The organism is Paenibacillus mucilaginosus 3016 (assembly GCF_000250655.1).
Classification (GTDB): Bacteria; Bacillota; Bacilli; order Paenibacillales; family NBRC-103111; genus Paenibacillus_G; species Paenibacillus_G mucilaginosus.
This window is the reverse complement of record NC_016935.1, coordinates 7,911,886-7,936,743: the sequence shown is the minus strand read 5'-3', so window position 1 is coordinate 7,936,743 and position 24,858 is coordinate 7,911,886. Positions and strand designations below refer to the sequence as shown.

The window sequence follows — 24,858 nt, the reverse complement described above, 5'->3', positions numbered from 1 at the left end:
TATAATCAGAGCCTAAATTTCCTTTATTTGTGATATGATCAGGAAAATGAATATTCCAGTATTGGAAAATTTGATGACATTCTAGGAGAAGGGGGCTCGTAATATTAAAGCTTGCTACTACCATCTTAAGATGGCTTCATTGCTTTCGGCAGCGGGGCTGACTTCGTGTTCGATGCCTGCCTCGCTGCAGGAGGGGACGGTCTCCGGACAGGCGGGAGTGCCCGAGCGGATTTCCATTGTAATTAACAGTCAGGGGACCCGGTTCCCCCAGGGACTTCATGAGAACAACAACCCGTATCTAAAGTATATTGAGGGGAACACCGGGCTTGATGTGCAGGTGATCCTTCCTCCTCAGGAAGGCTATCAGCATACGGTGGAGGCTATGCTGAACAACGAGCAGGTGCCGGACATGCTGAGTGTGACCTCCGACGTGTGGATCGCGAGGCAGGTACAGCGCGGAGCCCTTCAGCCGCTGGATGAGCTGCTGCAGCAGTACGGGCCGGACCTGCTGCGGCAGATCCCGCAGGAGGCTTGGGACAGGGTAAGGTTTCAGGGGAAAATCTATGGGATTCCCAGTATGAACAGTATTCCAGGGGTGGAACTCATGTATGTCCGCAAGGATTGGCTGAACCGGCTAGGGCTGAAGGCTCCACGCACACTGGAGGAGTACCGGGAAGTGATGCGGGCGTTCACCCAAGAGGATCCGGATGGCAACGGGAAGCATGATACTTACGGGTTGGCAATGACCAACCATTTGTATCGGTCTGCCCCGTTCTTCGGTGCGTTTGGCGTGCAGCTGAACCAATGGACCGAACGCCAGGGGCAACTGGTGTATTCGAATATTCTCCCGGAGACCAAGGAAGCCTTGTTATTCCTGGCTTCACTCTACCGGGAAGGGTGGATTGACCCGGAGTTTCCGCTGATGAACCACAAGAATCTGGAGGAGGGAGTCGAGCAGGGACGAGTCGGGCTCTTCTCGGCGGCATGGCACGATACGCGGGGGATGATTGCGCGAAGCCGGGAGCTGGATCCTAAGGCGGAGTGGATGCCGCTGGAATATCCTACGGGTCCCAAAGGGGATCATGGAGTGTACGCGGCGCCGTCGGTCAAGAGCTATCAGGTTATCCCGGCAAAGAGTGCCGGCGCCGGGGCCGTCGTCCGTTTGTTGAATTTCATCGGAGGGCCCGGTTACGAGACGTTGTCCCTCGGGTTTCCGAATGAGGTCTGGGTACGAAAGGAAGGGCGGATCGTAAGTAACTTCGCCGAGCACGACAAACATCAGTACCGGGGGATCTATGGAAGCCTGGCCGAAGTGGCTGACCCGGAACTGCTGAGAGATCGTCTTGACTCTTATGGTGAAGAGTTCCGGCTGTACGATAATCTTCAGCGGATTGAGCGGAATCTCATCCGGGATGCGTATACAGGGGCTCCTACGGAATCCATGGAACTGTATTCGGAGTCTCTCCTGGCACTTCAAAGGGTTTTCATTCAAATCATCATGGGAACGGTCCCGCCGGAGGCGTTCGACGCCTATGTACGGGAGTGGAAACAGGGTGGGGGAGACGCGATCACCGAGGAAGTGAACCGGCAGCTGCTGTCCTCCCGGAAGTAGAGGGCCGTGCCATGAGAATGCTGTATTGGATTCGCAGCCGATATAACGGAAGTACGCAGCTTAGGCTCACGATTTATTTTCTTCTGGTGCTGCTCCCGCTCGTTCTGGTCAGTCTCCATGCCATTTCCCGTTCGGAGGAGATTGTGCTTCAGCAGAGCATCCGCCGCACCGAGGGCAGCCTGCGGGCAGTGACGAATTCCATCGATACCGTACTGCAGAACGTGGAGGAGCTTTCGAGGCTTGTAGCGACGGATAAAAATCTGGTCCCGATCCTGAGTGAGGCAGGGACTGTGCTGTCACCGCAGGCAATCTACCGGTTCTCGGAGTTGATCGGCAAGCTGTGGAACGTGACGGCCATCTCTCGTACAGTATCGGAAGTCTCGGTATATCATGCAGATTCGGGGACCCTTGTATCTACCAAATCCGGCGCGAAGAAGGTGGAAGATGACTCGCAGCGCGCTTGGCTTCTGGAGCTTGCGGCTGATATAGGGTCAGGCACAAAATACCTGCTGCCGGATGACGGCATCCGCGGAGAGCGTTCTTTTGGCGATCTGACCGGTACCGACAGTGTATCCCTCGTGCGGGTGATGGATTCCTACAACGCCTATCGGCAGCCCAATCTGCTCATCATTACGCTCAACAGAAGCCGCCTCTATTCCATCATGGAATCGGTTCTTCCGTCGAAGGACTCCCGAATCTTCCTCTATACGAAGAATGGGAGATTGGTGGCGGGGACAGGGACCGGGCAGGACGGTGTGAACACGGCGGACATGAATGCTGAACCTGCTCTGATTGAGGCCGGAGCGATATCGCCGAACTTCGGCTGGACACTTCGGATTCTGCAGCCGGAGGCGGAGATTTATCGGGAAACTAGGCAGATCCGCCATTTTACGAACCTGATCATTGCAGTAAGCATCCTGCTCTCGATACTGATCTCCTGGGGGGTCTACAGCCGGATTGCCTGGCCGCTGAAGCGGCTCTCTCACGGGATGAGGGAGCTCAGCGGGGGGAATTATGACCTGCGGCTGCACCACAGCCGCAGCGACGAGTTCGGGTTCGTAATGAACCTGTACAACCAGATGGCCCGCGATCAGAAACATCTGATCGAGGACTATTACGAGCAGCAGCTGAGGCTCAGCCATACGGAGCTAAAGTTTCTCCAATCGCAGATCAACCCGCATTTTCTGTACAATACCCTCGACTCGATCTACTGGTCCGCCAAAAACTACGAAGCGGAGGAGATCGGCGAGATGGTGCTCAACCTCTCCCGCTTTTTCCGGCTAAGCCTGAACAAGGGCAGGGAGGCCTTCACGCTGAAAGAGACGGTCGAGCATCTGCATTACTATGTCCGCGTACAGCAGCTGCGGTATCTCGACAGCTTCACGGTCAACTACCGGATCGGTCCGGGGACGGAGGGGCTGACGGTCCTAAAGCTGCTGCTGCAGCCGCTGGTCGAGAATGCGCTGCAGCATGGGCTTAAAGGAAGGGAGGAAGGCGGCGAACTGACCTTGCGCAGTGTGCTGGAGGGAGATCGGCTGGTGCTCACGGTCACGGACAACGGGCTCGGCATCGCGGAGGAGCGCCTTCACCGGATACAAGAGGAGCTGGCCTCGATCATGGCCGAGCCGTCACGTCCAGTATCCCACGGGGAGGGGCGGGACGAGGAATTTTTTGGGCTCCGCAACGTCTGCTCCCGGGTCCGCATGTTCTATGGGTCGGAGTCCGGGATGCAGGTGGACAGTACGGCAGGGGAGGGAACGACCGTTAGGATCTCACTGCCCGTCGACAAGTGCGGAAGGGAAGCGTTGGGGCTATGCGCTCACGAGTGTGCGGCGGTGTAAAGGATAGTCAAGGAGGAGAGAGACTTGAAGCTGTTGATTGTCGAAGATGAACCGCGCCTTCGGATGAGTCTGGTTTATCATATCCCATGGGAAGAGCGGGGGATCGAGGTGATTGCTTCGGCTTCCGGCGGAGAAGAGGCGCTCTCGCTGATCGTAAGAAGACGTCCGGATCTCATGCTGCTCGATATCCAGATGCCGGATATGGACGGCCTGACATTAGCCCGGCTCGTGAGGGAAAAGGAACCCGGCATGGCCATGGTCATCCTGAGCGGGCATGACAATTTTCACTTCGCCCAAATGGCGCTGGAGCTTGGTGTGTTCAAGTACCTGCTGAAGCCGGCAGGCGATACGGAGATTCTGGAAGCTGTGACGGAAGCCGCCAGCCACCTCCGCCGGCAGAGGGAGGAGAGCCATGAACAGGCGCTGGTGGAATACAAGTGGCATCAGCACCTTCCCTATCTGCAGAACCTCTTCCTACTGAATTGGCTCAAGGGCCGATACCGGGCCGAGGAGATCGGTCGGCATGCCTCCGAACTGCAGCTGAACCTGCCGCCGGAGGGAAGATTTGCAGTGGCCGTGTTTAACCCGGATGAGCGGACCGAATCGGGTGAAGCGCTTCGCGCACGCGATGCGTCAGTGCTTGAATACACTTTGGGACGCATTGCCAAGGAACATCTGCAGGAGGGGAAGTATTGGATTTGCTCCGATACGCCGGGCTCGGCTGTAATCTTGTTTGCTCTTCCGGAAGGAGTCGAGGGACAGGAGGGACTGCTGCGCATTTATACGGATGTCGAGAGAATCCTGACTCTGCTGGGAAGCTTTCTCTCCGTATCGTCCAGCGCGGGCATCAGCGGAACAACGGGGAAAGCCGATGGGGTCTACGAACTGTATCAGCAGGCCTGCATTGCACTGCTCCAGCGCAAAATCTACGGAGGGGGCCTGGCGATCCCGTACCGGGAAGCCGTACAGCCGCAGACGGCGGTGCCCGTTCCCGAACCGGCTTGCGAGAAGGCGCTGGAAGTGGCGCTGCAGACGGGAGACCGGATCAAGGCCAGGGAAGCGCTGGAAGCACTGTGGAATGCCGCGATGGGACAAGGAACAGCCGACCCCGAACAGGTTCATGAACAGGTGCTCTACTTCAGCTCGCTGCTTGTCCGGACCGTACGCAGACAAGGCTGGCTGTTGAAGGATGCGGCCGGCAGCCATTACCCTTACTTCCAAAACATTCATCTGCTTACGACCGCCAAGCAAATTCATAACTGGCTGTGCGGTACCGTAGAACGGATTCTCGATTATGCAGAGGAGCAGGGAAGCCAGGTGAACCATCGGACGGTCAAGTTGATCCTGGAGCTCGTGGAGAAGGAACTGGACCAGGATCTTACGCTGCATGCGCTTGCCGATCGCCTGTATGTGAATGCATCCTATCTGAGCCGTCTCTTCAAACAGGAGATTGGCAAGCCGTTCTCGGTCTATGTGCTGGAGCGAAAAATGGAACGCGCGAAGGCTGCCCTTACCGAAGGGGCGAAGGTGTATGATGCGGCGCTCTTGGCGGGATACCGAGATGTCAGTTATTTCACCAAGGTTTTCCGGCGCTACTGGGGGACTACTCCAGGAACGATGAAGACTTGCTGATAGAAGGAGTCACAGGTGCTGCGTCCTCAAGCCGGGAATATCGTCAGGTAAAGCCAAGGTGCGTCACGAAAAGACAACACACGTCATCAAACTACCAAAAAAGGCAATGGCTGTCCTCTAATCGTGTTTGGTGCGCTCCGGTATACTTGGTTTCAGATCAACCCGATCAAACCAATCTCAGAGGAGCGTGTTATTAATGAAAAAGAGTCTTGCAGTACTTACCGTGGCAGCCGCAGTTTTGGCTTCCGTACCTACCTCCCTGAACGTAAGCGCAGCGGCCCCGACAGGCCTGGAAGGCGTCCAGATCCTGCCATCCACAACGGACCACAGCACTGAGAAGGTGAAGGAGCTTGTCCAGAAAGGGCGGCAGGTCAGCGCGGATAACGCCTTGAAGCGTGCAGCGAAGCTGGGCGTGTCCGCTCAAGCTGACGCTGCAGAGAAGGATGCCGTGAACTACCTCCTTATTGAAGGCGGCACGCATTACTTGTACGAGAAGAATGGTCTGGATGGCGCTGAGAAAGTATACGTCTATGAGCAGGCGCCTGAAGCCCAGGCAGCAGCTGTCAAAGCAAAGGGGCGGGTAACCGCGGCCGCCGTTAATCTGCCGGATGGCATCGGAGGCAAGGCGATTGTCGCGAAGAACGGTTCGTATATGAATGCGACGGTACGCACGGCAACTGCTGCGCAGTTGACCGGTGCGCCGTCTGGGGCGACTTACATCTACGGCGGCTTCAGCGGGGTGGGAAAAGGTTCCAACGGCTCGACCAGCTATCCCGTAGAGGCCGACATGGGGCTGCAGTACAGCAACGCTTACGGGTACGTGAAGTGGACACCGATTCTCAGCTACTATAATGGAGTTAAATCGAATGGTTCTTTCCTATCTTCCTATAACCAAGTACAGTACAAGAACGGCTTCAAGGGCGGCGTCGACCTGAATCTGACGACTTACCGGAACTACAACGGCAACACACGCCTGTCCATCAGCGGCACGGCGGAGTGTCCTGATATGGCCTGCACGTCCCAAACGGATACTTACCTGACCTCGGTCATGGAAGTGGCAGGAACGAACGTCTCGAGCGTCACCAAGTGGAAAATGCTTGCTACCATTGCAGGCTCCGAAACGGTAACCGGCAAGAACTACGCCCAGTTCAAGAACGTGAATGTCGACGGTGTAAGCCAAACGCCAACCATTGAAGCGCAGGACTACGCAACGGTAACCGTCAGCGGCAGTACGGTAACGATCAACGTTTCGCGTTAAGCTTCAGAACCTACACTCCTTCCCGCCAATCGGGGAAGGAGTTTTTTTATGGACATGGGACTGGGTGGAGGTCCGTTAGTACAAACCGTTCCGGACAGGCTGCCGCCATCGGGGCTTTTTGACAGGCGTGGGGGATTTTATCGAAATTTGAGATTGCACTTTCCGCCCAATGGTTTATATTTACAATATAATGCGGGGACGGGGAAAGCCCTCTCACGGTCATTCGCTCACTTTCTATTCAAGAGGCACTCATGTCCGATCCGACCATCATCCGCTTTGACCGGGTCACCCAGCGCTACGACGACCAGACCACTGTGCTGGACAACGTAAGCTTTGAGATCCGGCGCGGCAAATTCTATACGCTGCTGGGCCCTTCCGGCTGCGGCAAGACGACCATTCTCCGCCTGATCGCCGGGTTCCTCCAGCCGACCGAGGGGAGCATCTCCTTCAACGGGAAGCTCATCAACCAGGTGCCGGCGAACAAGCGTCAAGTGAATACGGTATTCCAGGATTATGCGCTGTTCCCGCATCTCAATGTGTTCGAGAACGTGGCCTTCGGCCTGCGCGTGAAAAAAATGAAGAACGAGGACATTACCCGCAATGTCAAGGAAGCGCTGCGGTTCGTGAACCTCGACGGCTATGAGAGCCGCGAGATTACGGAGATGTCCGGCGGCCAGCGCCAGCGGGTGGCGATCGCCCGGGCCATCGTCAACGAGCCGGAGATCCTCCTGCTCGACGAACCGCTGTCGGCGCTCGATCTCAAGCTCCGTACGGAGATGCAGTATGAACTGCGGGAGCTGCAGCGCCGCCTCGGCATCACGTTCATCTTCGTCACGCATGACCAGGAGGAGGCACTGGCGATGTCCGACGAGATCTTCGTGCTCGACAAAGGCCGGATCCAGCAGAGCGGCACGCCGACGGATATCTACGACGAGCCGATCAACCGGTTCGTGGCCGACTTCATCGGCGAGTCGAACATTGTGGGGGGCCGGATGATCCGGGATTACCTTGTCGAGTTCAACGGACGGCGCTTCGAATGTGTGGACGGGGGCTTCCGCCCGAACGAGGAGGTTGAGATCGTCATCCGCCCGGAGGACCTGGAGATTACCGCCGCCGATCAGGGCAAGGTGAAGGTGCGTGTGGATTCCCAGCTGTTCCGGGGCGTCCACTACGAGATCTCGTGCTACGACGATGGGGGCAGCGAATGGCTCGTGCACTCCACGAAGAAGGCTGCGGTGGGCGGCGAGATCGGGCTGCAGTTTGACCCGGGAGCCATTCATGTCATGCGGTTCGGCGAAACCGAAGAGGAGTACGATAAGCGGCTTGCTGCTTATCAGGCGGACCGCGATGGGGACTAATGCGGCGACGCGAAGCGCGTACCTGATCCCTTATCTGTTGTGGATGGTGCTGTTCGTGGCGGCACCGATCGTGCTGATTGCGTACTATTCGTTTTTTGATGTGGATGGAAACTTTACTCTGGGCAACTATGCCAAGTTCTTTACGCCGGTGTATTGGCGGATGGCATTGAGCTCGTTCTGGTATGCGCTGCTGATCACGCTGTTCTCGCTGCTGGTCGCTTACCCGGCCGCTTATCTGCTCACGAAGACCAGGCATAAGCAGCTGTGGCTGCTGCTCATCATTCTGCCCACGTGGATCAATCTGCTGCTGAAGGTGTATGCCTTCCTCGGCATCTTCGGCACGTACGGCACCGTTAACAAGCTGCTGGAGCTGCTCGGGATCGGCACGCAGCAGATTCTGTTTACGGACTTCAGCTTCGTTTTTGTATCGGTATATATTTTCATCCCGTTCATGATTCTGCCGATCTTCAATGCCCTCGAGGAGCTGAATCCGTCGCTGGTCGACGCCTCCCGTGACCTGGGGGCCTCGGCGTGGACGACGTTCTCGCGGGTGATCTTCCCGCTGACGCTCGGCGGGGTCAAAGCAGGCTGCCAAGCCGTGTTCATTCCGGCTCTGTCGCTCTTCATGATTACGCGGCTCGTGGCCGGCAACCGGGTCATCACGCTCGGCACGGCGATCGAGCAGCACTTCCTGGTCACGCAGGACTGGGGCATCGGCGCGACGATTGCCGTCTTCCTCATCCTGGCGATGGCGGTTATCATGCGTCTGACGGGCCTCCGGAAGCGGGGTGGAATCGTATGAAGACACGCTGGAAGGTATCGAATCTGTATCTGATCGCCGTCTTTGTCATCCTGTATGCGCCGATTCTCTATCTCGCGTACTACTCGTTCAACAGCGGGGGCAGCATGCATGAGTTCGAGGGCTTCACGCTCGAGCATTATGCCGAGGTGTTCCAGGACACCCGCCTGCTGATCATCGTCCTGAATACGCTCGTCATTGCGCTGCTGTCTTCGGCGCTGGCGACGATCATCGGGGTAGCCGGGGCGCTGTTCATCCACCGGGTCCGCCGGCACACCACGAAGCAGACGCTGCTCACGCTGAACAACGTGCTGATCGTCTCGCCGGATGTGGTCATCGGGGCCTCTTTTCTCATCCTGTTCACCATCGCGGGCATTAAGCTCGGCTTCACTTCGGTGCTTCTCTCGCACATTGCCTTCAGCGTGCCGATTGTGGTGCTGATGGTGCTGCCGAAGCTGCAGGAGATGAGCCCGACACTGGTGGATGCGGCCGAGGATCTGGGGGCGACGCGGTGGGATGTGCTCACGAAAGTCGTGCTGCCGTTCATCCGGCCGGGGATCTTCGCCGGGTTCTTCATGGCGCTGACGTACTCGCTCGACGACTTCGCGGTGACGTTCTTCGTCACCGGGAACGGCTACGCGACGCTGGCGGTCGAGATCTATTCGCGGGCGCGCCAAGGGGTCTCGCTGTCCATTAATGCGCTGTCGACGCTGATCTTCCTGTTCACGCTGCTGCTCGTGCTCGGTTATTATGCGGTGAACCGGCGAGGGGCCGCCAAGGCGAAGACGCTCGCAGAGGGGGTGAGGCCATGAAACCGCTCTTCCGGCTGTTCGCCGCCGTGTTTGCTGCGGCTTTTGCCCTGATGTATCTCGCCTCGTACCTCAATACCTCCGAAGGGTACACCGGCGAGAACACGCTGACCGTCTACAACTGGGGCGATTATATCGACCCCGAGCTGCTCACGAAGTTCGAGGAGGAGACGGGGATCAAGGTCATCTACCAGACGTTCGATTCGAACGAAGCGATGATGACGAAGATTTCGCAGGGGGGCACCACGTTCGATGTGGCAGTTCCGTCCGAGTACGCGCTGAGCAAAATGAAGGACGAAGGCCTGCTGCTGCCGATCGACCCGGTCCGCCTGCCGAACCTGAAACATATCAATCCCCGCTTCCTGGATCTGTCCTTCGACCCGGGCAACAAGTACTCGGTGCCGTACTTCTGGGGTACGGTCGGCATTATCTTCAACCCGGATCTTCTCGAAGAGGGGAAGACGTTCACGAGCTGGAACGACCTCTGGGACGAGAAGCTGGAGAATCAGATTCTGCTCGTCGACGGAGCGCGGGAAGTGATGGGCATGGGCCTGAACTCGCTCGGCTACTCCCTCAATGACCGTGATGAGGCTCACCTGCAGGAGGCCAAAGCCAAGCTGGATACGCTGACCCCGAACGTCAAGGCGATCGTCGGCGACGAGATCAAGATGCTGCTGGCGAATGAGGAGGCGGCCGTCGGTGTCGTCTGGTCGGGCGATGCGTCGGAGATCATGGACGAGAACGACAAGCTCGACTATGTCGTACCGGAGGAAGGGTCGAACCTGTGGTTCGATAACATGGTCATCCCGAAGACCGCCCATAACATCGAAGGCGCCCATGCGTTCATCAACTTCATGCTGGATCCGGAAGTGGCGGCGCAGAACGCCGAATATGTAGGCTACTCCACGCCGAACGAGAGTGCAATGGAGTTCCTGCCGGAGGAGATCTCAGGCGACAAGCGCTTCTACCCGGATCCCGAGCTGACCGAGAAGCTGGAGGTTTACGAGAACCTCGGCAAGCGCATGCTCTCGCATTACAACGAGCTGTTCCTTGAGTTCAAGATGCACCGGAAATAGAAGAGGCCTGCCCATAGCGTAAGCTGGGGCGGGCTTTTTGAATTGCAAGGGGATGTGAGATCGATGGGAGTCCAGGGCGGTTCGGGGGCAAAAGATCAGGCGGGCGGCGAACGTGCGGGACTGGATGGACGAGTCGGAGACGGGCGAATGTGCAGGTAAGTTCCAGGGCCGGCTTGACCTGCACGGTAAGTATGGAGGATTAGCCTAGGACCGCAGCGGCTTGGCGGCAAAATCGAAAGCCAGGCCCGCGGGGTGCGGTGCCTGGCTTCCTGGGGTTAACCGGCGGAGAGAGAAGCGGGGGAGAGGGGGTAGGCGGTCAAGTCGGAAAGGGGGACACAGCTGCAGGTAGCGGCGGCTGTATTGAACCTGCCGGATGAACTACAGTGGACAATCCTGCCTCCTGCGAGCCCCATATCCCTAAGCTTAGGGTAATCCGGGTGACGGCGGCGGCGGATTAACAAGTCAAGCATAGGAAGGCTTCTTCATCTCCTTGTTAGATTATATAACATAAAACCGAACTTTCTGTCTTGATTTTACTCCAAAAGGACCTCTTCGTCAACAAAATGTTATGTTTATTAACATAAAATAATGAAAACATTCACCTTTTGCCGGAGTCAGATCTGCCGGCCGCCCAACCCGAGGACGAATCGGCATCATAGGCGGAAGCAAGGCCCGACAGACCGGCATCTGCAGATTCTGAACAGACACCGCTGCACAGGACCGCGACCCGGGCAGCAAAAGCAGCAAAGAGTCCGGCACGAAAGCCATCCTTTTACGAGACCGAAGAAAAGGTGTCCCGCCGCTGAAGAAGTATGGCTCACAAGGCTAATGCGGAGATGGTTGCTCCAGAAAAAAAACGGAGTACTGAGACGGACCTAGTTGGACGCCGTTGTGTCCTCTCGCAGCAAGATGCGCTGCACCCGCAGATCCCTGCCATACTCGGCTTCGGCTATCAGCGCGAATTCGGCGGGAGACACCTGCCCGGGAAGCAGGGCGGTAATCCGGTTCTCATCAACCCGGTACTTTACGATGGAGCCGAAGTGAACCTCTCCGAGCCATGAGCCCGCGTCTCCTGCGCTGTACGTACGTCGAACCAGACTGCCGTCGGTCCGGGCCGAGACATGAACCGTTCCGTCCTGCCGGGGCGTCACTTCCGATTCCACTCTGGAGGCGGCGGCATCGACGGGATGTTCCACCGCGAGCTCCGTCAAATCCTCCTCGTTCACGACATGAAGCTCCTGCACACTCACGCCGCTGCCGTATCCTTGGGTCAGGACGACGGCAATCTCGGGAAGCTCGTCTCCATCATAATTCCCGCGGTAGAGAGTCGGCCGGTAGGCAGGGTGATCCGCCGTGCTCCACTCGAAGGCCCGGCTGATACCGCCCGCGTGAAGCTCAAGCCGCGGATACATGCCGCTGCGGCTGGGTTCGACGGCCAGCAGCCGAAGCCCGCCCGGACCCTCGGCGAGCAGCGGAAGGGCTTGCAATTCGGCCGCTGAAGGGAGTCCGTCTGCAAGCACGGCCTCGCCTGCCGGTTCTGCAGCGGGCACACCGCTCCCGGCAGCGGCCCCCGCCCCGGCCAGAGTAAGGTACAACCACAGCACTATCGTCATGAACCTGTCTCCTGTCTGTCGTGGGAATGAATAGCATGTTACCGAAACAGACGACGGGGATCGAGGCCGGGTTGCAAGCCCAAGAAAAAACGAAAAAGGATGAGAAATTCCCCCGAAATCCGGTTCTTTAGCGGACTTTTTTTGGTAAATTGCCTGCAATCCGTTATTTTCGGCTGTTGAGACTCCCCGGAAAATCCGTATATTAATAACTGTGATTAGCACTCTACCCTAGGGAGTGCCAGACCAATTCCGTAATGGGAGGATGAATTCCGATGTTGAAACCTTTGGGTGACCGTGTTGTCATCGAACCTCTGAAGCAGGAGGAAGTGACGGCCAGCGGCATCGTGCTTCCCGAGAAGGCGAAGGAAAAACCGATGCAGGGCACCGTGGTGGCGGTGGGCCGGGGACGCATGGAGAACGGCAAAGTGATCCCGCTCGATGTGCGTGAGGGCGACATCGTTCTGTACAGCAAGTACGGGGGGACCGAGATCAAGGCCGAAGGCAAGGAGCTTTTGATCATGAGAGAATCGGATATTCTGGCGGTTCTGCAGCCTGCCGGTGAAAAGGAGCTGGTAACGAATGGCTAAGCACATCCTGTTCAGTGAAGAATCCCGCCGGGCGATGCTCCGCGGTGTAGATACATTGGCCAATGCCGTGAAGGTCACGCTGGGGCCGAAGGGCCGCAATGTCGTATTGGAGAAAAAATTCGGCTCGCCGCTCATCACCAATGACGGCGTGACGATCGCCAAGGAGATCGAGCTCGAAGATCCTTTCGAGAACATGGGCGCCAAGCTCGTCAAGGAAGTCGCCACGAAGACGAACGATGTGGCCGGTGACGGCACGACGACAGCGACGGTGCTAGCCCAGGCCATGATCCGCGAAGGGCTCAAGAATGTCACTTCCGGAGCCAACCCGATGGTGGTCCGCAAGGGGATCGACAAGGCGGTCCGCGTGGCGGTCGACCAGATTCTGAGCACGGCCAAGACCGTCGAGCAGAAGCATGAAATCGCCCAGGTTGCGGCGATCTCGGCGGCGGATGACACGGTCGGCGAACTCATCGCCGAAGCGATGGAGAAGGTCGGCAAGGACGGCGTCATTACGGTTGAGGAGTCCAAGGGCTTCCAGACGGAGCTCGAAACCGTGGACGGCATGCAGTTCGACCGCGGGTACATCTCGCCGTATATGATCACCGACTCCGACAAGATGGAAGCCGTACTGGACGAGCCTTACGTGCTCATTACGGACAAGAAAATCTCGTCCCTGCAGGACCTGCTGCCGGTGCTCGAGCAGGTGATCAAGCAGGGCAAGCCGCTGCTGATCGTCGCCGAGGATGTCGAAGGGGAAGCGCTGGCGACCCTTGTGGTCAACAAGCTGCGCGGCGCCTTCACCTGCGTGGCGGTCAAGGCGCCGGGCTTCGGCGACCGCCGCAAGGCGATGCTGCAGGATCTCGCAGTCCTGACCGGCGGCCAGGTGATCACGGACGAGCTGGGGCTCGACCTGAAGGGCGCCTCGCTTGACCAGCTGGGCCGCGCCCGCCAGATCCACGTCACGAAGGAGAACACGACCGTCGTCGATGGCTACGGCAGCCGTCCGGAGATTGAGGCACGCGTGCAGCAGATCCGCAATCTCATCGAGGAGACGACGTCGGACTTCGACCGCGAGAAGCTGCAGGAGCGTCTGGCGAAGCTGGCCGGCGGCGTGGCGGTCATCAAGGTCGGGGCGGCGACGGAGACCGAGCTCAAGGAGAAAAAGCTGCGGATCGAAGACGCGCTGAACGCTACGCGGGCGGCCGTGCAGGAAGGCATCGTTGCCGGCGGCGGCGTAGCCTTGATCCATGCGATCCAGGCGGTCGAAGCGCTGACCTCCGAGGACAGCGACGAAGCGACCGGGATCCGCATCGTCCGCCATGCGCTGGAAGCGCCGCTGCGCACGATCGCCGCGAATGCGGGCATCGACGGCTCCGTCGTCATCGAGCGGATCAAGCGTGAGCCTGCCGGCGTGGGCTTCAACGCCGCGACCGGCGAGTGGGTGAACATGATCGAATCGGGCATCGTCGATCCGGCGAAGGTCACCCGTTCGGCGCTGCAGCATGCCGCATCCGTGGCGTCCCTGTTCCTGACGACCGAGTGCGTCGTCAGTGACAAGCCGGAGCCGAAGAAGCTCGGCAGCGGAGCCGGAGCAGATATGGATATGTAAGCGAAGCGACCCGTCCGGTATGGACGGGTTTCTTCTATCCATCCATCCTCGGGGAAGGAGGGGGCAGCTTGCGGGACTATTTGCTGTACTGCAGCGCCTGCCACGAATATACGGCACTTGGCAAGTATATCGAGAAGGAAGGACACTTTCAGGGGGAATACTCACTGCTGCACAACAGCCATACGGACAGCGACGAGCTCCTGTGCCGCTTCATGATCCGGCATACGGGCCATGAGCTCCGGCTGCATACGAACCGTACGGAGCACTTCTCCCGCATCCTAAGGACGGCGTCCCGCTTCATGGAGATGGATATCGACGCTTTCCTGGAGCGGGAGCTGGACCGGAAGGAGCGGATGCGCAGCGAGACCGAGATGGAACGCGGCCTCGGTCAGCTGCAGCTCAACGTGCTGCGGCAGCAGCTCGAAGAGGAAGCGGAACGGATCGCAGGGCTGCCGACGAGTGAGGCGGCCGAGTCCCAGTTCCTGCTCGGCAAGGAGGAGGGCGTCAAGCGGGCGCTGGCGATGCTCGAGGAGCTCATGGAGCGGACGCGGATGATGTACCGGTGAAGCCGGGGGACGGGTGCAGCTGGAGGGGGATAGAGGCACAGCAAGGATGAATCCGAGAGGGGAGAGGTGTAGGGTAGAAGACGGAAGCGACCGAAGCGACCGAAGCGACCGATCGATAGGGGCAATTGGCAGACTGAGGTGACAGGGGCGACTGAGTGACGGAGGCGACCGAGATGAAGGAAGCGACCGAAGCGACGGAAGAGGCCGAAGCGACCCGGGCGTCTGAGGTGGCGGAAGTGACTGGGCGACTGGGGTGACCGAGGCGGCTGATCCGACCGAGCGACCGAGGCGACCGAAGCGACCGAAGCGACCGAGGCGGCCAAAACAACCGAAGCAACCGAAGCAACCGAAGCAACCGAAGCAACCGAAGCGACCTGAGGCAATCAATGGGCCGAAACGATTAAACGTAGGTGGCCGAACATCGCTCCCCCGACGATTACCCGGCAGCTCAAATAAAGGAACCAGGATGCCTTATTGGGATATTTCCCGTCATTTCCCAGCCAATAGCGGAACTCAGATGCGCTATGGGTGCCGATTTCATCCAACTGACCGCTCATTCATGGAAATAGCGAATCTCAGTTCCGCTATGTTCAAAATTATCTCTGCAATGAAAAGCATAACGCATCTGAGTTCCGTAATTTCGGTTTTTACCCAGAGTCCCCCATCCAACACTGCGCATGTGAAAGAACCGTCCGGGCCATCCGGACGGTTCTTCGCGTAAGCGGTTGTAGTCAGTCGTAAGCGGCGCTGCAGCCGAAAGTGGCGTATTTGAAACAGGCGGTGCTGTAGGTGTAAGCGGCGATATAGTCGTAAGCGGCGCTGCAGCCGAAAGCGATGTTCTTGAGGTAAGCGGTGCTGTTGCCGTACGTAGGCAGGCTGGCCAATGGCAGCCCCTTACCCCTGCCCATACCGCCCCAGGGCCAGGCGGGCGGATTCCAGCATCCGCTGCTGCAGCCGGGGGCCTTCCACGACCCGGACCCGCTTGCCGAGAAAGCGCAGCTTCGAGAGCACATACTCCGCCTCGTCGCTGAGGTAGGTCAGCCGGATCCGGTAAACCTCCTGCGCCTCCTCGTAGATGACCTCCTTGTCAAAGCAGGAGAAGGCATACAGGATCCGCGACAGCTCCCTGCGGTAAGCGGGGAGGACCTCGATCAGCGCCTGCTCCCGGCGGGCATCCAGGATGTCCTTGATCCGGCCCAGCGCGGCCGCGGTTTCCGTCTCGCTGACGGGCTCGGCATATACACCGAGCACGGTGTCCAGCTTGGTCGTCAGCAGGGTCTGCTCGTCGCGATGGTACCAGAGCAGGTACCATTCCCTGCGGGCCATCGAATACTCCAGCTTGTACGGGAAGCCGGGCTGCCGGGTGAACTCCAGCCCGCTCCGCGTCCGGATCGTCAGGCGCATGCCGGAGCCTGCCAGGATCATCCGGCGCAGCGGGCGGAGCAGGGGATGGTACAGCGGCCGCCCGGCGGCCCCGGCCTTCTCCACGAAGCCGCCGGAGAAGCTCAGGTCGTCTTCGGCCGTGAGCAGGCCCCGCAGCTTGCCCAGCGTCTCAGCGGTGAAGGCCCCGGAGGCGGCCGGGTGCTCCAGCATGCGTTTCAGCCAGGCCCGTTCATGGGAGGTCGACGTGAAAGAAGCCGATTCGTCCAGCCGGCTCATGATGCTGTAGCTGAATATTTTTTCAAAGGGATTCGGAATCCTGCGCTTCATAATAGCCTTCGATCTCCTTCCATTCGTCGATCAACTCCTGGCGCAGGCGCCGGGGCTCCAGCACCTCACAGCTGGAACCGAAGCTGCGCAGCCACGGCTTGATCTCGGTGGTGCCGCTGACCTCGATCTCGTAGACGAAGGAGGTCTCATCCTCCTCGGTAATGCACCCCCACTGTCCCTGGAGCTCCACGCGTTCCCGGATCCAATCGGGCTGCCCGCCGGCCGGGCGGTAGAACCGGGCCCGGACCTTGACGGGACGTGAAGTGTCGAGCAGCCAGCTGCGTCCGAGCTTCATCTGCAGCGCCTGCTGACGCTCCAGATGAACGTCCTCGGAGACTTCCTCGCCCTCCACGATCTGGGTCATCCCTTCGACCCGGTAGGTGCGGATGCCCATCTTCGGATGCGCCGCAAGCAGGTACCAGCGCCCGTACTGGTGATCGTAGACCACCCTGAGCGGCTGTGCGCTCTCCAGGGTGCCGCTTGTCTCCCGTTCGAAGAGCGGGTTGGTGTTGCGCGAGCCGTAGTGGGCTCCGGACTTCGGTGAGAAGTATAGGAACTGGATCCTGCGCCGGTGCTCGATCGCATGCAGCAGGGTGTGCAGATGGGCCTCGTCCAGGATGCGGGAAGGATAATGGTACTTGTAGCAAAAAGGCTCGGTCAGCAGGCTGTCCCGGTCCTGAAGCGGCCTACGGTCCGCCGTTTCCATGCCGTCGGCTTTGATCCGCAGAGCCCGCTTGAGGCTGTCGCGCAGCAGGTAACCCTGCACGGAAGGAACCTGCGTGTTCGCCATGATATCCACATAGTCGTACAGATCACACAGCTCATCGAAGGAGAGGTCCGTCAGCAGGCCGTCCTGCAGCCGGTAGCGGTAAGGCCGCGGGCCGGGCTCCCGGCGGATGACCCCCACCTCCTCGAGGTATTTGAGGTCGGAACGGATCGTTTTCTCATCGGGCAGGGGAGTGTCATCCGGCAGCTCCGAGCAGCACGTGTCGAGCAGTTCAAGTGCCGTCTGCGGCGTCTCCTGGAGAGAAGAGAGCAGCAGGGCGAGCCGGCGGCTCTCCGATTCCTTGAGGGACTTCGCCCGGTACAGGAACAGGAGCAGCGGATCGGCCGATTCATAGTAGCGGTAGCGCAGCATATCCGCGAACTCCCGGCTCTCTTCCCCGGGAAGCTGGCGGTACACCGTACCGAGCACCTCCTTCAGGCGCCGGATCGTCTTGTCGAAGGTGTGGACGGAGATGCCGAGCCGCCGGGCATACTGCTGCCGGTCATAGGCGCCGCTGGTCAGCACCAGCATGCGGAGGAATTGGATTTCTTTATCAAAGCTTTCCCGGGCCATCGGGGTCATGCCTCCGTTCGGTTCATTCTCGTTCACCTATTGTAGCAGGAGGGGGAGAGGGGGGCTACCGCAAAATGTTTGGCACCGGCGCCTCGTCGTAATACTTGCGCCATGTTCACGGGAGTCAAAATCAGCGATGATAAGGGGGTGAGACGGACGGCATGCCGCTTCGGCTCACGACGATCTCCGAGGCGCAGAAGGGGTCCTTCGTGCCGCCGGTTCGAGTCCGGCTCCCGCACCAGGCATCAGGCGGGATAGCTCAGCGGGTAGAGCAGTCTTTCCTTTCCGCTCCCTCCCTCGAAGATCCGACTACATAGGCAGAGGCCATGCGGATCATGGCAAGAAGCGAGGCGCCTGAAAGGGTTCCTTCGACTTCCAAATTGAAAATGAAAGGCGCGCCGGGCTCGCACATCGGTTAGGAGCGCGCCGAAACCTTTTCACCATGTTCCTCGCTTCTTCATTCCTGATCCTCATGGATGCCGATGCCGCACTGCCCGTATCCCAACAAATCCGGCGAGGCGCCGGGGAGGGTTCCTTCGATCTGACGATGGCAGGCCGGACTACGCAGTCCGGCCGCAGGTTCGAATCCTGCAGCTCCTTCCCCACTCTCCCTCGCCGGCCTTATTCCGTAGAAAAGTAAGTATAAGTTTCACATCTGCTCGGATCTGCCCTGCCAAACGCGAACCGTCCATAGGGGCGGCGATGCCGTTGATCCTTAAGGAGGCTTCCACCATGAGCCATGCACGCAAGCTATTCGGCCGCACGCGGCCTCAAACCTATAACCATGAAGGCTATACCGTTCATACCCGCTCCCTCGAGGAGCAGTACCTGCAGACGCTGCTGACCAATACGATGGGCGGTACGTTCTATGCGGACGGCGGAGAGCTGCTGGAAGATGCGCACCGGATGCATCAGGAAATGGCGCAGCAAGACCCGCAGTTCATGGCCCGGGCGCTCGTCTTCGCCCGCAGCGAGGGCTTCATGCGCCTGCAGCCCCTGTACGGGCTGGCCGTGCTCTCGGGCATCCGCCCGGACTTGTTCGCCCGGGCGTTCCCCGGCGTCGTCCGCATCCCGTCCGACCTGGCGGACTTCCTGACCATCCTGCGGGGGCTGGGCCGCGGGCAGGGCGGACGCGCCGTGAAACGGCAGGTGAACCGGTTCCTCTCCGGCGTCACCGAGTACTGGGCGCTGAAGTACAACGGGCGCGGCCGGGGCTACAGCCTCGGCGACGCGATCGCGACAGCGCATCCGAAGCCCGCGGATGAGAAGCAGCGCACGCTGTTCCGCTACCTGCGGGGCAAAGAGACGGACCTGTCGCTGCTGCCCCAGATCGCGGCGCTCGAGGAGCTGAAGCGCGCCGGCTCGGAAGCCGAGCAGCTGCACTGGATCGGAGCAGGCCGGCTGCCGTATGAGACGGTTACCGGTGCGATCCAGCCGACGCGGGAAATCTGGGAGGCGCTGCTGTACCAGATGCCGCAGTTCGCGCTGCTGCGCCACCTGAACGCGCTGGACCGCGCGGGGGTGTTCGGCTCCCCCGAGCACCTGCGGTACGCGGTTAGCCGGCTGACCGACCGCGAAGCGCTGGAACGCTCCCGCATCCTGCCGTTCCGTTTTGCGGCGGCCTTCCGCCAGGTTGGGCACCCCGAGCTGCGGGATGCCCTGCGGGCGGCTGTGGACCATACCTTCGACGCTTTGCCGGATCTGCCGGGCCGCACCGCTGTCTTCCTCGACATCTCGGGTTCGATGAACGGCGAGTACCTGCAGACCGGCTCCGTGTTTGCCCTGGCGCTCTACAAGAAGACACAGGGGGCGTCGATCTTCTGGCTCTTCGATACCGAGGTGGTTGATCCAAGGCCGTCCCGGTACGACAGCATTCTGGGGCAGGCCGAGCAGATTCACACCCGCGGGGGGACGGATACCGGTGCGCCGGTGCGCAGGCTGACCCGTGAGAAGCAGCACGTGGACCGCATCATTATCATTACGGATGAGCAGCAGAACAGCGGCAGCCCGTTCTACCGCGACCTTCAGGCTTACCGGGCGAAGGTGAATCCGGAGGCGCAGGCGTTCATCGTGGATATCGCACCGTACCGGCACGCGATGGTGCCGCCGGAGGACCCGCGCACCTTTTATATCTACGGCTGGAGCGACACGGTCCTGTCTTATATTGCGCAGGCATCGCAGGGGTACGGTTCCATGGTGGAACGGGTGGCAACAATGGAGTGGGAAGAGGAGAATACCGGATGAGTTCCGGCAGCAAGACCGGTTAGGTTAAGGAGGAAATGCAGCATGACGAACATACGCGAAGAAATCATCACCCAGCTTCACCGCATTGAAGAGGAGGAGAACGTCCGCATTCTGTACGCCTGCGAGTCGGGGAGCCGGGCCTGGGGCTTCCCGTCGCAGGACAGCGACTATGACGTGCGCTTCCTGTACCTGCGTCCGCTGGACTGGTACCTCTCCATCGACGAAGGGAGGGACGTCATTGAGCGGCCGATCTCGGACCGGCTCGACCTGAGCGGGTGGGATCTGCGCAAGGCGCTGCGCCTCTTCCGCAAGTCGAATCCGCCTCTGCTCGAGTGGCTGCAGTCGCCGATGCCCTACCTCGAGAAGTACACGACCGCCGAGCAGATCCGCCGCATCTCCCCGCTGACCTTCTCGCCGAAGTCCTGCATCTACCACTACCTCAACATGGCGAAGGGCAACTTCCGCGAATATCTGCAGGGGGACCAGGTGAAGATCAAGAAGTACTTCTACGTGCTCCGCCCGCTGCTTGCCTGCAGCTGGATCGAGAAGTACGGCACGATGGCCCCAATGGAATTCGATGTACTCGTAGAGCGCTTAATTCCGGCGGACAGCGAGCTGTACACGGCCGTACAGACACTTCTTGCCCGGAAGAAAGCCGGAGACGAGCTCGACTACGAGCCGAAGGTCGGGCCGATCAACGCGTACCTCGAAGAGCAGATCGCGTACTTCGAGCAGGCGGCTGTCCTGCAGCCATCCGGCGGCGGCTCCAAGGATGTGGGGCTGGACGCCTTGTTCCGCGGGGCGCTGCGGGAAGTATGGGGGGAGTAGAAAGCCCCGGGAGCTCAGCCTCCTCGTGTCCGGCAGGACAGAGGGAGCGGGGTTCCCGGGTGCTTTTTTTGTACATCATCCGGGCCCCTAATATGCTCCTCCGCTGAGCAAACAACCGTTATACCCAATCTTTCCCTCGTGCGGTCCGTCCGGGTGGTTATAATAGAAGGAAAGAACCTGGACGGCTTAACGGACAGAGAGAAAGAAGGAGCGGAACATGCCGACACCGGTGTCCGAACAACGATTAAGCAAATTCATGACCAAACTGCTGCGCCATACGCCGGGAGAATTCGGACTCTCCCTCGATCCGGCGGACGGTTCCTGCACGGTGGAGGCGCTGCTGCAGGCGATCCGTACCCAGCGTTCGTGGGCCTGGGTGACGGAGGAAGACCTTGCCGCCGTGGTCAGGCGGTCGGAGAAGCAGCGCTTCGAGCTGCGGGACGGACGCATCCGCGCCCGGTACGGGCACAGCCATGACCGGGTAACGTACGAGCCGGGCGTGCCCCCGGATCTCCTGTATCACGGCACGAACAGCGGGGCTGCTGCGGAGATTCTGGCGGAGGGGTTAAGCCCGATGAACCGGCAGTATGTGCATTTGTCCGAGGGAACGGGCTTCGCCTCGCTGGCCGGCAGCCGGCGGGGAGAGCTTGTGATCCTGAGGGTCGATACGAAGAAAGCGGGGGAGCTTGGCGTCACGTTTTATTTTGCCGGCAATGAAGTATGGCTGGCGGACGGGGTTCCCGCTTCCTGTCTCGCTGTCCATCCCTTACCCGGGAAGCAGAAAGGAGCCCGCCCGCAATGACAGGGAACCACACTTCTGAACTCATCGACATTGGCGTGAACCTGACGCACCGCTCCTTCCATGCGGACCGGGAGGAAGTGATCGCCCGAGCCCTGGCTGCCGGTGTATCGGTACAGGTGCTCACAGGCACGTCACTGCGCAGCAGCACCGAAGCGGCGAGGCTGGCGGCCCGCTATCCCGGACAGCTCTACGCGACGGCCGGGATTCATCCGCACGACGCCAGGGGCTGCGACGATACGACGATCCCGAGGCTGCGCGAGCTGGCGGCCCTGCCGCAGGTCACTGCCATCGGCGAATGCGGCCTGGACTACAACCGCGACTTCTCGCCCCGCGACGTGCAGCGCCGCTGGTTCGAGGAGCAGCTCGGGCTTGCCGCCGAGACCGGCCTGCCTCTGTTCCTGCACGAGCGCGAAGCCCATGCGGACTTCGCCGCGCTGCTCCGGCAGCACCGGGCGTACATCGGCCGGGCCGTGGTGCACTGCTTTACGGGCACCGCGTACGAGCTGCACAAGTACCTCGACATGGGCCTGTACATCGGCATCACCGGCTGGATCTGCGACGAGCGGCGGGGGAAGCACCTGCGCGAGCTCGTGAAGAGGATCCCGCTCGAGAGGCTCATGCTGGAGACCGATGCGCCGTTCCTGACGCCGCGTGACCTGTCGCCGAAGCCGAAGGACGGACGCAACGAACCGGCCTTCCTGCCGCATATCCTGCAGACGGTGGCCGCCTGCATGGGGAAGTCTGCGGAGGAAGTGGCGGAGGCGACGACGCGGACGGCACGGACTTTTTTTGGCATATAAGAGGCAAAGGTTCAAAGTGGAGCAGTCTTCCGTTGGAAGGGCTGCTCTTTGTGCTTTCTATGGAAAGGATAGCCTTAGTCGAAGAGGCGAAATCGGTCCGGAGGGGCAGGGGGCTTGGGGGCAGAAACTGCGGGCAGCGGCCCGGGAAGCCGATCGATCGAGTTATAAGGGGACTTGGGTTTAGGCAATACTGGTCCCAAGATCGAAAAGGGGTGAGACGGTGGTTCGGTTATCACTGGCCATGATCGTCAAGAACGAAGCGCAGGACCTGGCCCGCTGCCTCGAGAGCGCGGGGCCGCTCGTGGATGAAATCGTCATTGCGGATACGGGCTCGACCGACAATACCAGGGAGATCGCTCTCTCGTACGGAGCGAAGGTCTACGATTACGCGTGGACCCATAACTTCTCGGACGCCCGCAACTTCGCGCTCCGGCAGTCGACCGGCGATTGGAATCTCGTGCTCGATGCGGATGAATACATCCTGAATGACTGCGGCGGGGAGATCCGGGACTTCATCGCCCGGCATCAGGGCATCGGCCGGATCAAGCGGATCGACAAGTTCGAGCAGAACGGGGAGGTCATGGAATCCCAGGTCTTCATCTCCCGCCTGTTTCCGAAGGGAACCTTCTATACGGGCATCATCCACGAGCAGGTGGTGACCGATCTGCCGGCGCTCAAGACTTCCATTGAGGTGTACCATGACGGGTATTTTCGCCGGAGCAAGTCGGACCGCAATCTGAAGCTGCTGCGGAGCGCAGTGAAGGAGCACCCCCTGGATGCTTACTTCCTCTTCCAGCTTGCCAAGGAATACCGGATGGCGGGAGATTACCGGGCGGCAGCCCCTTACTTCGCACAATGCTATGAGCATCTGCGCAGAGAGGAAGCGTTCTATCCGCTGGCGGTCGTCGATTACCTGTACAACATCATTGCGAGCAGGCATCTGGAAGAAGGGCTGGAGCTCATCGAGAGGGAAAAGACGTTCCTGCCGGACTATCCGGACTTCCACTTCGTCTGCGGGCATTATTACCGGGAGCTTGTATTCAGCAATATCGAGAAGTACATCGCCTACTTCCCGCAGATCGAGCAGTCGTTCCTGACCTGCCTGGCCCTGGGGGAGACGAGCCGGTATGACAGCGTGCGCGGAACCGGCAGCTTCCTGCCTGCGTATAACCTGGGCGTCTTCTATGAGACGACCGGAGATACGGCCAAAGCACGAATGTACTATGAGACCGCTGCCCGGGACGGTTATAAGCCGGCGGCGGACCGTCTGGCGAAGCTTGGCTGACAGAGTCTCCTTCGCATCAACCGTACATGCAGGTCGCCACGGCACAAGCAAGCATGACAAAGACAGCGCAGACGTAATCCCCCTGTCCTATGCCGGGGGGATATTTGTGCCGCGTACAGGGATGGGCGGGGCTTCACTGTCAGGACCTTTCTTCGCGATGGAAAAGTCATACCCTGTGCGGCTGATCCGGTATAATGGGAAGCAAAACAGACTGGAGCCTATCTGAAGGCTCACTGGGGAGGACGCGATATGCCGCCATTCAAGCCATCTCATGCTTCCATGTACCCGGTCATGGATACGCACATTCACCTCGACGCCTACGGGGCGGAGGACCGGGAGGCCCTGCTGTCCTCGCTTGCGGACTGCGGAGTGCAGGCGCTGGTGGCCGTCTCGATGGGCCTCGCCTCCTGCGCCGAAGTGCTGCGCCTGAGCCGGCAGGCCCCGCCGGGCCGCATCCGCTGCGCCTTCGGCTATCATCCGGAGCAGCCCCTGCCGGACGCGGCCGAAGAGGAGGCGCTGTTCGCCTGGATCCGGGCGAACCAAGGGGCGATGGCGGCCGTGGGCGAAGTGGGCCTGCCGTATTATCTCCGCCAGGCGGCGGAGGCCCGGGGCGAAGCCTTCCCGCTGGACGGCTATGTCCGGCTGCTCGAGCGGTTCGTCCGGCTGGCCGCCGAGCTCGGCAAGCCGATCGTGCTGCACACCGTCTACGAGGACGCGGATATCGCGCTGGACCTTTTGGAGCGTCATGGTGTGCACCGGGCCCATTTTCACTGGTTCAAGGGAAGCGGAGATACGCTGAGGAGGATGGAGCGGCTGGGCTGCCATGTCTCGCTGACCCCTGACGTGGTCTACAAGGAGAAGACACAGGCTGTCGCGGCCGCCGTGCCGCTGGACCGGCTTATGGCCGAGACCGACGGTCCCTGGCCGTTCGAGGGTCCGTTCGCCGGGCGGACCACCCATCCTTCCATGATCCGGCAGGCGGTCCGGAAGATCGCGGAGATCAAGGGCCTTCGGGAGGAGGAAGCCGGCCGCATCCTGTACGCGAATTCGTGCCGGTTCTACGGCATCCCGGCCGTTTAAACCGTCTTCC

General features: G+C 60.1%; 21 protein-coding genes. 17 read left to right on the top strand and 4 right to left on the bottom strand.

Annotation, left to right across the window (positions count from 1 at the left end):
- The first annotated feature begins 130 nt into the window (after positions 1–130).
- From PM3016_RS32955 to PM3016_RS32920, 8 genes are all read left to right on the top strand, one after another.
- Positions 131–1,612: an extracellular solute-binding protein gene (locus PM3016_RS32955; RefSeq protein ID WP_051045015.1), complete on the top strand. Its 1,482-nt coding sequence runs from the start codon at positions 131–133 to the stop codon at positions 1,610–1,612.
- Positions 1,613–1,623: 11 nt separating this feature from the next.
- Positions 1,624–3,453: a cache domain-containing sensor histidine kinase gene (locus tag PM3016_RS32950; RefSeq protein WP_014372385.1), complete on the top strand. Its 1,830-nt coding sequence runs from the start codon at positions 1,624–1,626 to the stop codon at positions 3,451–3,453.
- Positions 3,454–3,477: 24 nt separating this feature from the next.
- Positions 3,478–5,085 carry a response regulator transcription factor gene (locus tag PM3016_RS32945; RefSeq protein ID WP_014372384.1) on the top strand — a complete coding sequence of 536 codons (1,608 nt, stop codon included), beginning with the start codon at positions 3,478–3,480 and terminating at the stop codon, positions 5,083–5,085.
- A 196-nt stretch (positions 5,086–5,281) separates the two neighbouring features.
- Positions 5,282–6,343, top strand: a complete 1,062-nt coding sequence (locus tag PM3016_RS32940; RefSeq protein WP_014372383.1) for a YrpD family protein — start codon at positions 5,282–5,284, stop codon at positions 6,341–6,343.
- Positions 6,344–6,594: 251 nt separating this feature from the next.
- Positions 6,595–7,701, top strand: coding sequence for an ABC transporter ATP-binding protein (locus PM3016_RS32935; RefSeq protein WP_014372382.1), 1,107 nt, complete (start codon positions 6,595–6,597; stop codon positions 7,699–7,701).
- Entirely contained in the window at positions 7,691–8,503 is an 813-nt protein-coding gene (locus PM3016_RS32930; RefSeq protein WP_014372381.1) for an ABC transporter permease, read from the top strand. The genes PM3016_RS32935 and PM3016_RS32930 overlap by 11 nt, the downstream gene beginning before the upstream one ends.
- On the top strand, positions 8,500–9,312 hold the full coding sequence (locus PM3016_RS32925; protein WP_013920812.1) for an ABC transporter permease: 813 nt from the start codon (positions 8,500–8,502) through the stop codon (positions 9,310–9,312). Before PM3016_RS32930 ends, PM3016_RS32925 begins: the two co-directional genes overlap by 4 nt.
- Positions 9,309–10,385: an ABC transporter substrate-binding protein gene (locus PM3016_RS32920; RefSeq protein WP_014372380.1), complete on the top strand. Its 1,077-nt coding sequence runs from the start codon at positions 9,309–9,311 to the stop codon at positions 10,383–10,385. The genes PM3016_RS32925 and PM3016_RS32920 overlap by 4 nt, the downstream gene beginning before the upstream one ends.
- Positions 10,386–11,260: 875 nt before the next feature.
- Here the strand turns inward: PM3016_RS32920 and PM3016_RS32915 are convergent.
- Positions 11,261–11,998 carry a hypothetical protein gene (locus tag PM3016_RS32915; RefSeq protein ID WP_014372379.1) on the bottom strand — a complete coding sequence of 246 codons (738 nt, stop codon included), beginning with the start codon at positions 11,996–11,998 and terminating at the stop codon, positions 11,261–11,263.
- A 272-nt stretch (positions 11,999–12,270) separates the two neighbouring features.
- Here PM3016_RS32915 and groES point away from each other — a divergent pair, with 272 nt between their 5' ends.
- From groES to PM3016_RS32900, 3 genes are all read left to right on the top strand, one after another.
- Positions 12,271–12,585, top strand: coding sequence for a co-chaperone GroES (groES, locus tag PM3016_RS32910; RefSeq protein WP_014372378.1), 315 nt, complete (start codon positions 12,271–12,273; stop codon positions 12,583–12,585).
- The gene (groL, locus tag PM3016_RS32905) at positions 12,578–14,194 is read left to right on the top strand and encodes a chaperonin GroEL (RefSeq protein WP_014372377.1); all 1,617 of its coding nucleotides are present in this window, start codon (positions 12,578–12,580) and stop codon (positions 14,192–14,194) included. The genes groES and groL overlap by 8 nt, the downstream gene beginning before the upstream one ends.
- 68 nt (positions 14,195–14,262) lie before the next feature.
- Positions 14,263–14,760: a hypothetical protein gene (locus PM3016_RS32900; RefSeq protein ID WP_013920806.1), complete on the top strand. Its 498-nt coding sequence runs from the start codon at positions 14,263–14,265 to the stop codon at positions 14,758–14,760.
- Positions 14,761–15,491: 731 nt separating this feature from the next.
- Here PM3016_RS32900 and PM3016_RS39000 read toward each other — a convergent pair.
- From PM3016_RS39000 to PM3016_RS32890, 3 genes are read right to left on the bottom strand one after another with little or no spacing between them, the layout of a single operon-like run.
- Complete coding sequence (locus PM3016_RS39000) at positions 15,492–15,644, bottom strand: hypothetical protein (RefSeq protein WP_238540384.1); 153 nt, start codon at positions 15,642–15,644, stop codon at positions 15,492–15,494.
- 10 nt (positions 15,645–15,654) lie between these two features.
- A complete protein-coding gene (locus PM3016_RS32895; RefSeq protein ID WP_014372376.1) occupies positions 15,655–16,470 on the bottom strand; it encodes a WYL domain-containing protein in 816 nt (271 codons plus the stop codon).
- Entirely contained in the window at positions 16,442–17,809 is a 1,368-nt protein-coding gene (locus PM3016_RS32890; protein ID WP_014372375.1) for a helix-turn-helix transcriptional regulator, read from the bottom strand. The genes PM3016_RS32895 and PM3016_RS32890 overlap by 29 nt, the downstream gene beginning before the upstream one ends.
- A gap of 732 nt (positions 17,810–18,541) precedes the next feature.
- On the opposite strand from PM3016_RS32890, the gene PM3016_RS32880 reads away from it, so the two are divergent.
- The 6 genes from PM3016_RS32880 to PM3016_RS32855 all read left to right on the top strand — a co-directional run bounded on the left by PM3016_RS32880 (position 18,542) and on the right by PM3016_RS32855 (position 24,848).
- On the top strand, positions 18,542–20,053 hold the full coding sequence (locus tag PM3016_RS32880) for a TROVE domain-containing protein (RefSeq protein WP_014372374.1): 1,512 nt from the start codon (positions 18,542–18,544) through the stop codon (positions 20,051–20,053).
- 42 nt (positions 20,054–20,095) lie between these two features.
- Positions 20,096–20,881: a nucleotidyltransferase domain-containing protein gene (locus tag PM3016_RS32875; RefSeq protein WP_014372373.1), complete on the top strand. Its 786-nt coding sequence runs from the start codon at positions 20,096–20,098 to the stop codon at positions 20,879–20,881.
- Between the two features lie 217 nt (positions 20,882–21,098).
- Positions 21,099–21,683: an RNA 2'-phosphotransferase gene (locus tag PM3016_RS32870; RefSeq protein ID WP_014372372.1), complete on the top strand. Its 585-nt coding sequence runs from the start codon at positions 21,099–21,101 to the stop codon at positions 21,681–21,683.
- Positions 21,680–22,483 (top strand): TatD family hydrolase, encoded by an 804-nt coding sequence (locus PM3016_RS32865; protein ID WP_014372371.1) that lies wholly within the window; start codon positions 21,680–21,682, stop codon positions 22,481–22,483. The genes PM3016_RS32870 and PM3016_RS32865 overlap by 4 nt, the downstream gene beginning before the upstream one ends.
- 220 nt (positions 22,484–22,703) lie before the next feature.
- On the top strand, positions 22,704–23,768 hold the full coding sequence (locus PM3016_RS32860) for a tetratricopeptide repeat-containing glycosyltransferase family 2 protein (protein ID WP_238540383.1): 1,065 nt from the start codon (positions 22,704–22,706) through the stop codon (positions 23,766–23,768).
- Positions 23,769–24,017: 249 nt separating this feature from the next.
- Complete coding sequence (locus tag PM3016_RS32855) at positions 24,018–24,848, top strand: TatD family hydrolase (RefSeq protein WP_014372369.1); 831 nt, start codon at positions 24,018–24,020, stop codon at positions 24,846–24,848.
- Positions 24,849–24,858 lie beyond the last annotated feature (10 nt).

Coding starts and splice junctions, on each gene's coding strand:
- PM3016_RS32955 (WP_051045015.1), top strand. CDS start 131: ATGGCTTCATTGCTTTCGGCAGCGGGGCTGACTTCGTGTTCGATGCCT.
- PM3016_RS32950 (WP_014372385.1), top strand. CDS start 1,624: ATGAGAATGCTGTATTGGATTCGCAGCCGATATAACGGAAGTACGCAG.
- PM3016_RS32940 (WP_014372383.1), top strand. CDS start 5,282: ATGAAAAAGAGTCTTGCAGTACTTACCGTGGCAGCCGCAGTTTTGGCT.
- PM3016_RS32935 (WP_014372382.1), top strand. CDS start 6,595: ATGTCCGATCCGACCATCATCCGCTTTGACCGGGTCACCCAGCGCTAC.
- PM3016_RS32930 (WP_014372381.1), top strand. CDS start 7,691: ATGGGGACTAATGCGGCGACGCGAAGCGCGTACCTGATCCCTTATCTG.
- PM3016_RS32925 (WP_013920812.1), top strand. CDS start 8,500: ATGAAGACACGCTGGAAGGTATCGAATCTGTATCTGATCGCCGTCTTT.
- PM3016_RS32920 (WP_014372380.1), top strand. CDS start 9,309: ATGAAACCGCTCTTCCGGCTGTTCGCCGCCGTGTTTGCTGCGGCTTTT.
- PM3016_RS32915 (WP_014372379.1), bottom strand. CDS start 11,998: ATGACGATAGTGCTGTGGTTGTACCTTACTCTGGCCGGGGCGGGGGCC.
- groES (WP_014372378.1), top strand. CDS start 12,271: ATGTTGAAACCTTTGGGTGACCGTGTTGTCATCGAACCTCTGAAGCAG.
- groL (WP_014372377.1), top strand. CDS start 12,578: ATGGCTAAGCACATCCTGTTCAGTGAAGAATCCCGCCGGGCGATGCTC.
- PM3016_RS32895 (WP_014372376.1), bottom strand. CDS start 16,470: ATGAAGCGCAGGATTCCGAATCCCTTTGAAAAAATATTCAGCTACAGC.
- PM3016_RS32890 (WP_014372375.1), bottom strand. CDS start 17,809: ATGGCCCGGGAAAGCTTTGATAAAGAAATCCAATTCCTCCGCATGCTG.
- PM3016_RS32880 (WP_014372374.1), top strand. CDS start 18,542: ATGAGCCATGCACGCAAGCTATTCGGCCGCACGCGGCCTCAAACCTAT.
- PM3016_RS32875 (WP_014372373.1), top strand. CDS start 20,096: ATGACGAACATACGCGAAGAAATCATCACCCAGCTTCACCGCATTGAA.
- PM3016_RS32870 (WP_014372372.1), top strand. CDS start 21,099: ATGCCGACACCGGTGTCCGAACAACGATTAAGCAAATTCATGACCAAA.
- PM3016_RS32865 (WP_014372371.1), top strand. CDS start 21,680: ATGACAGGGAACCACACTTCTGAACTCATCGACATTGGCGTGAACCTG.
- PM3016_RS32855 (WP_014372369.1), top strand. CDS start 24,018: ATGCCGCCATTCAAGCCATCTCATGCTTCCATGTACCCGGTCATGGAT.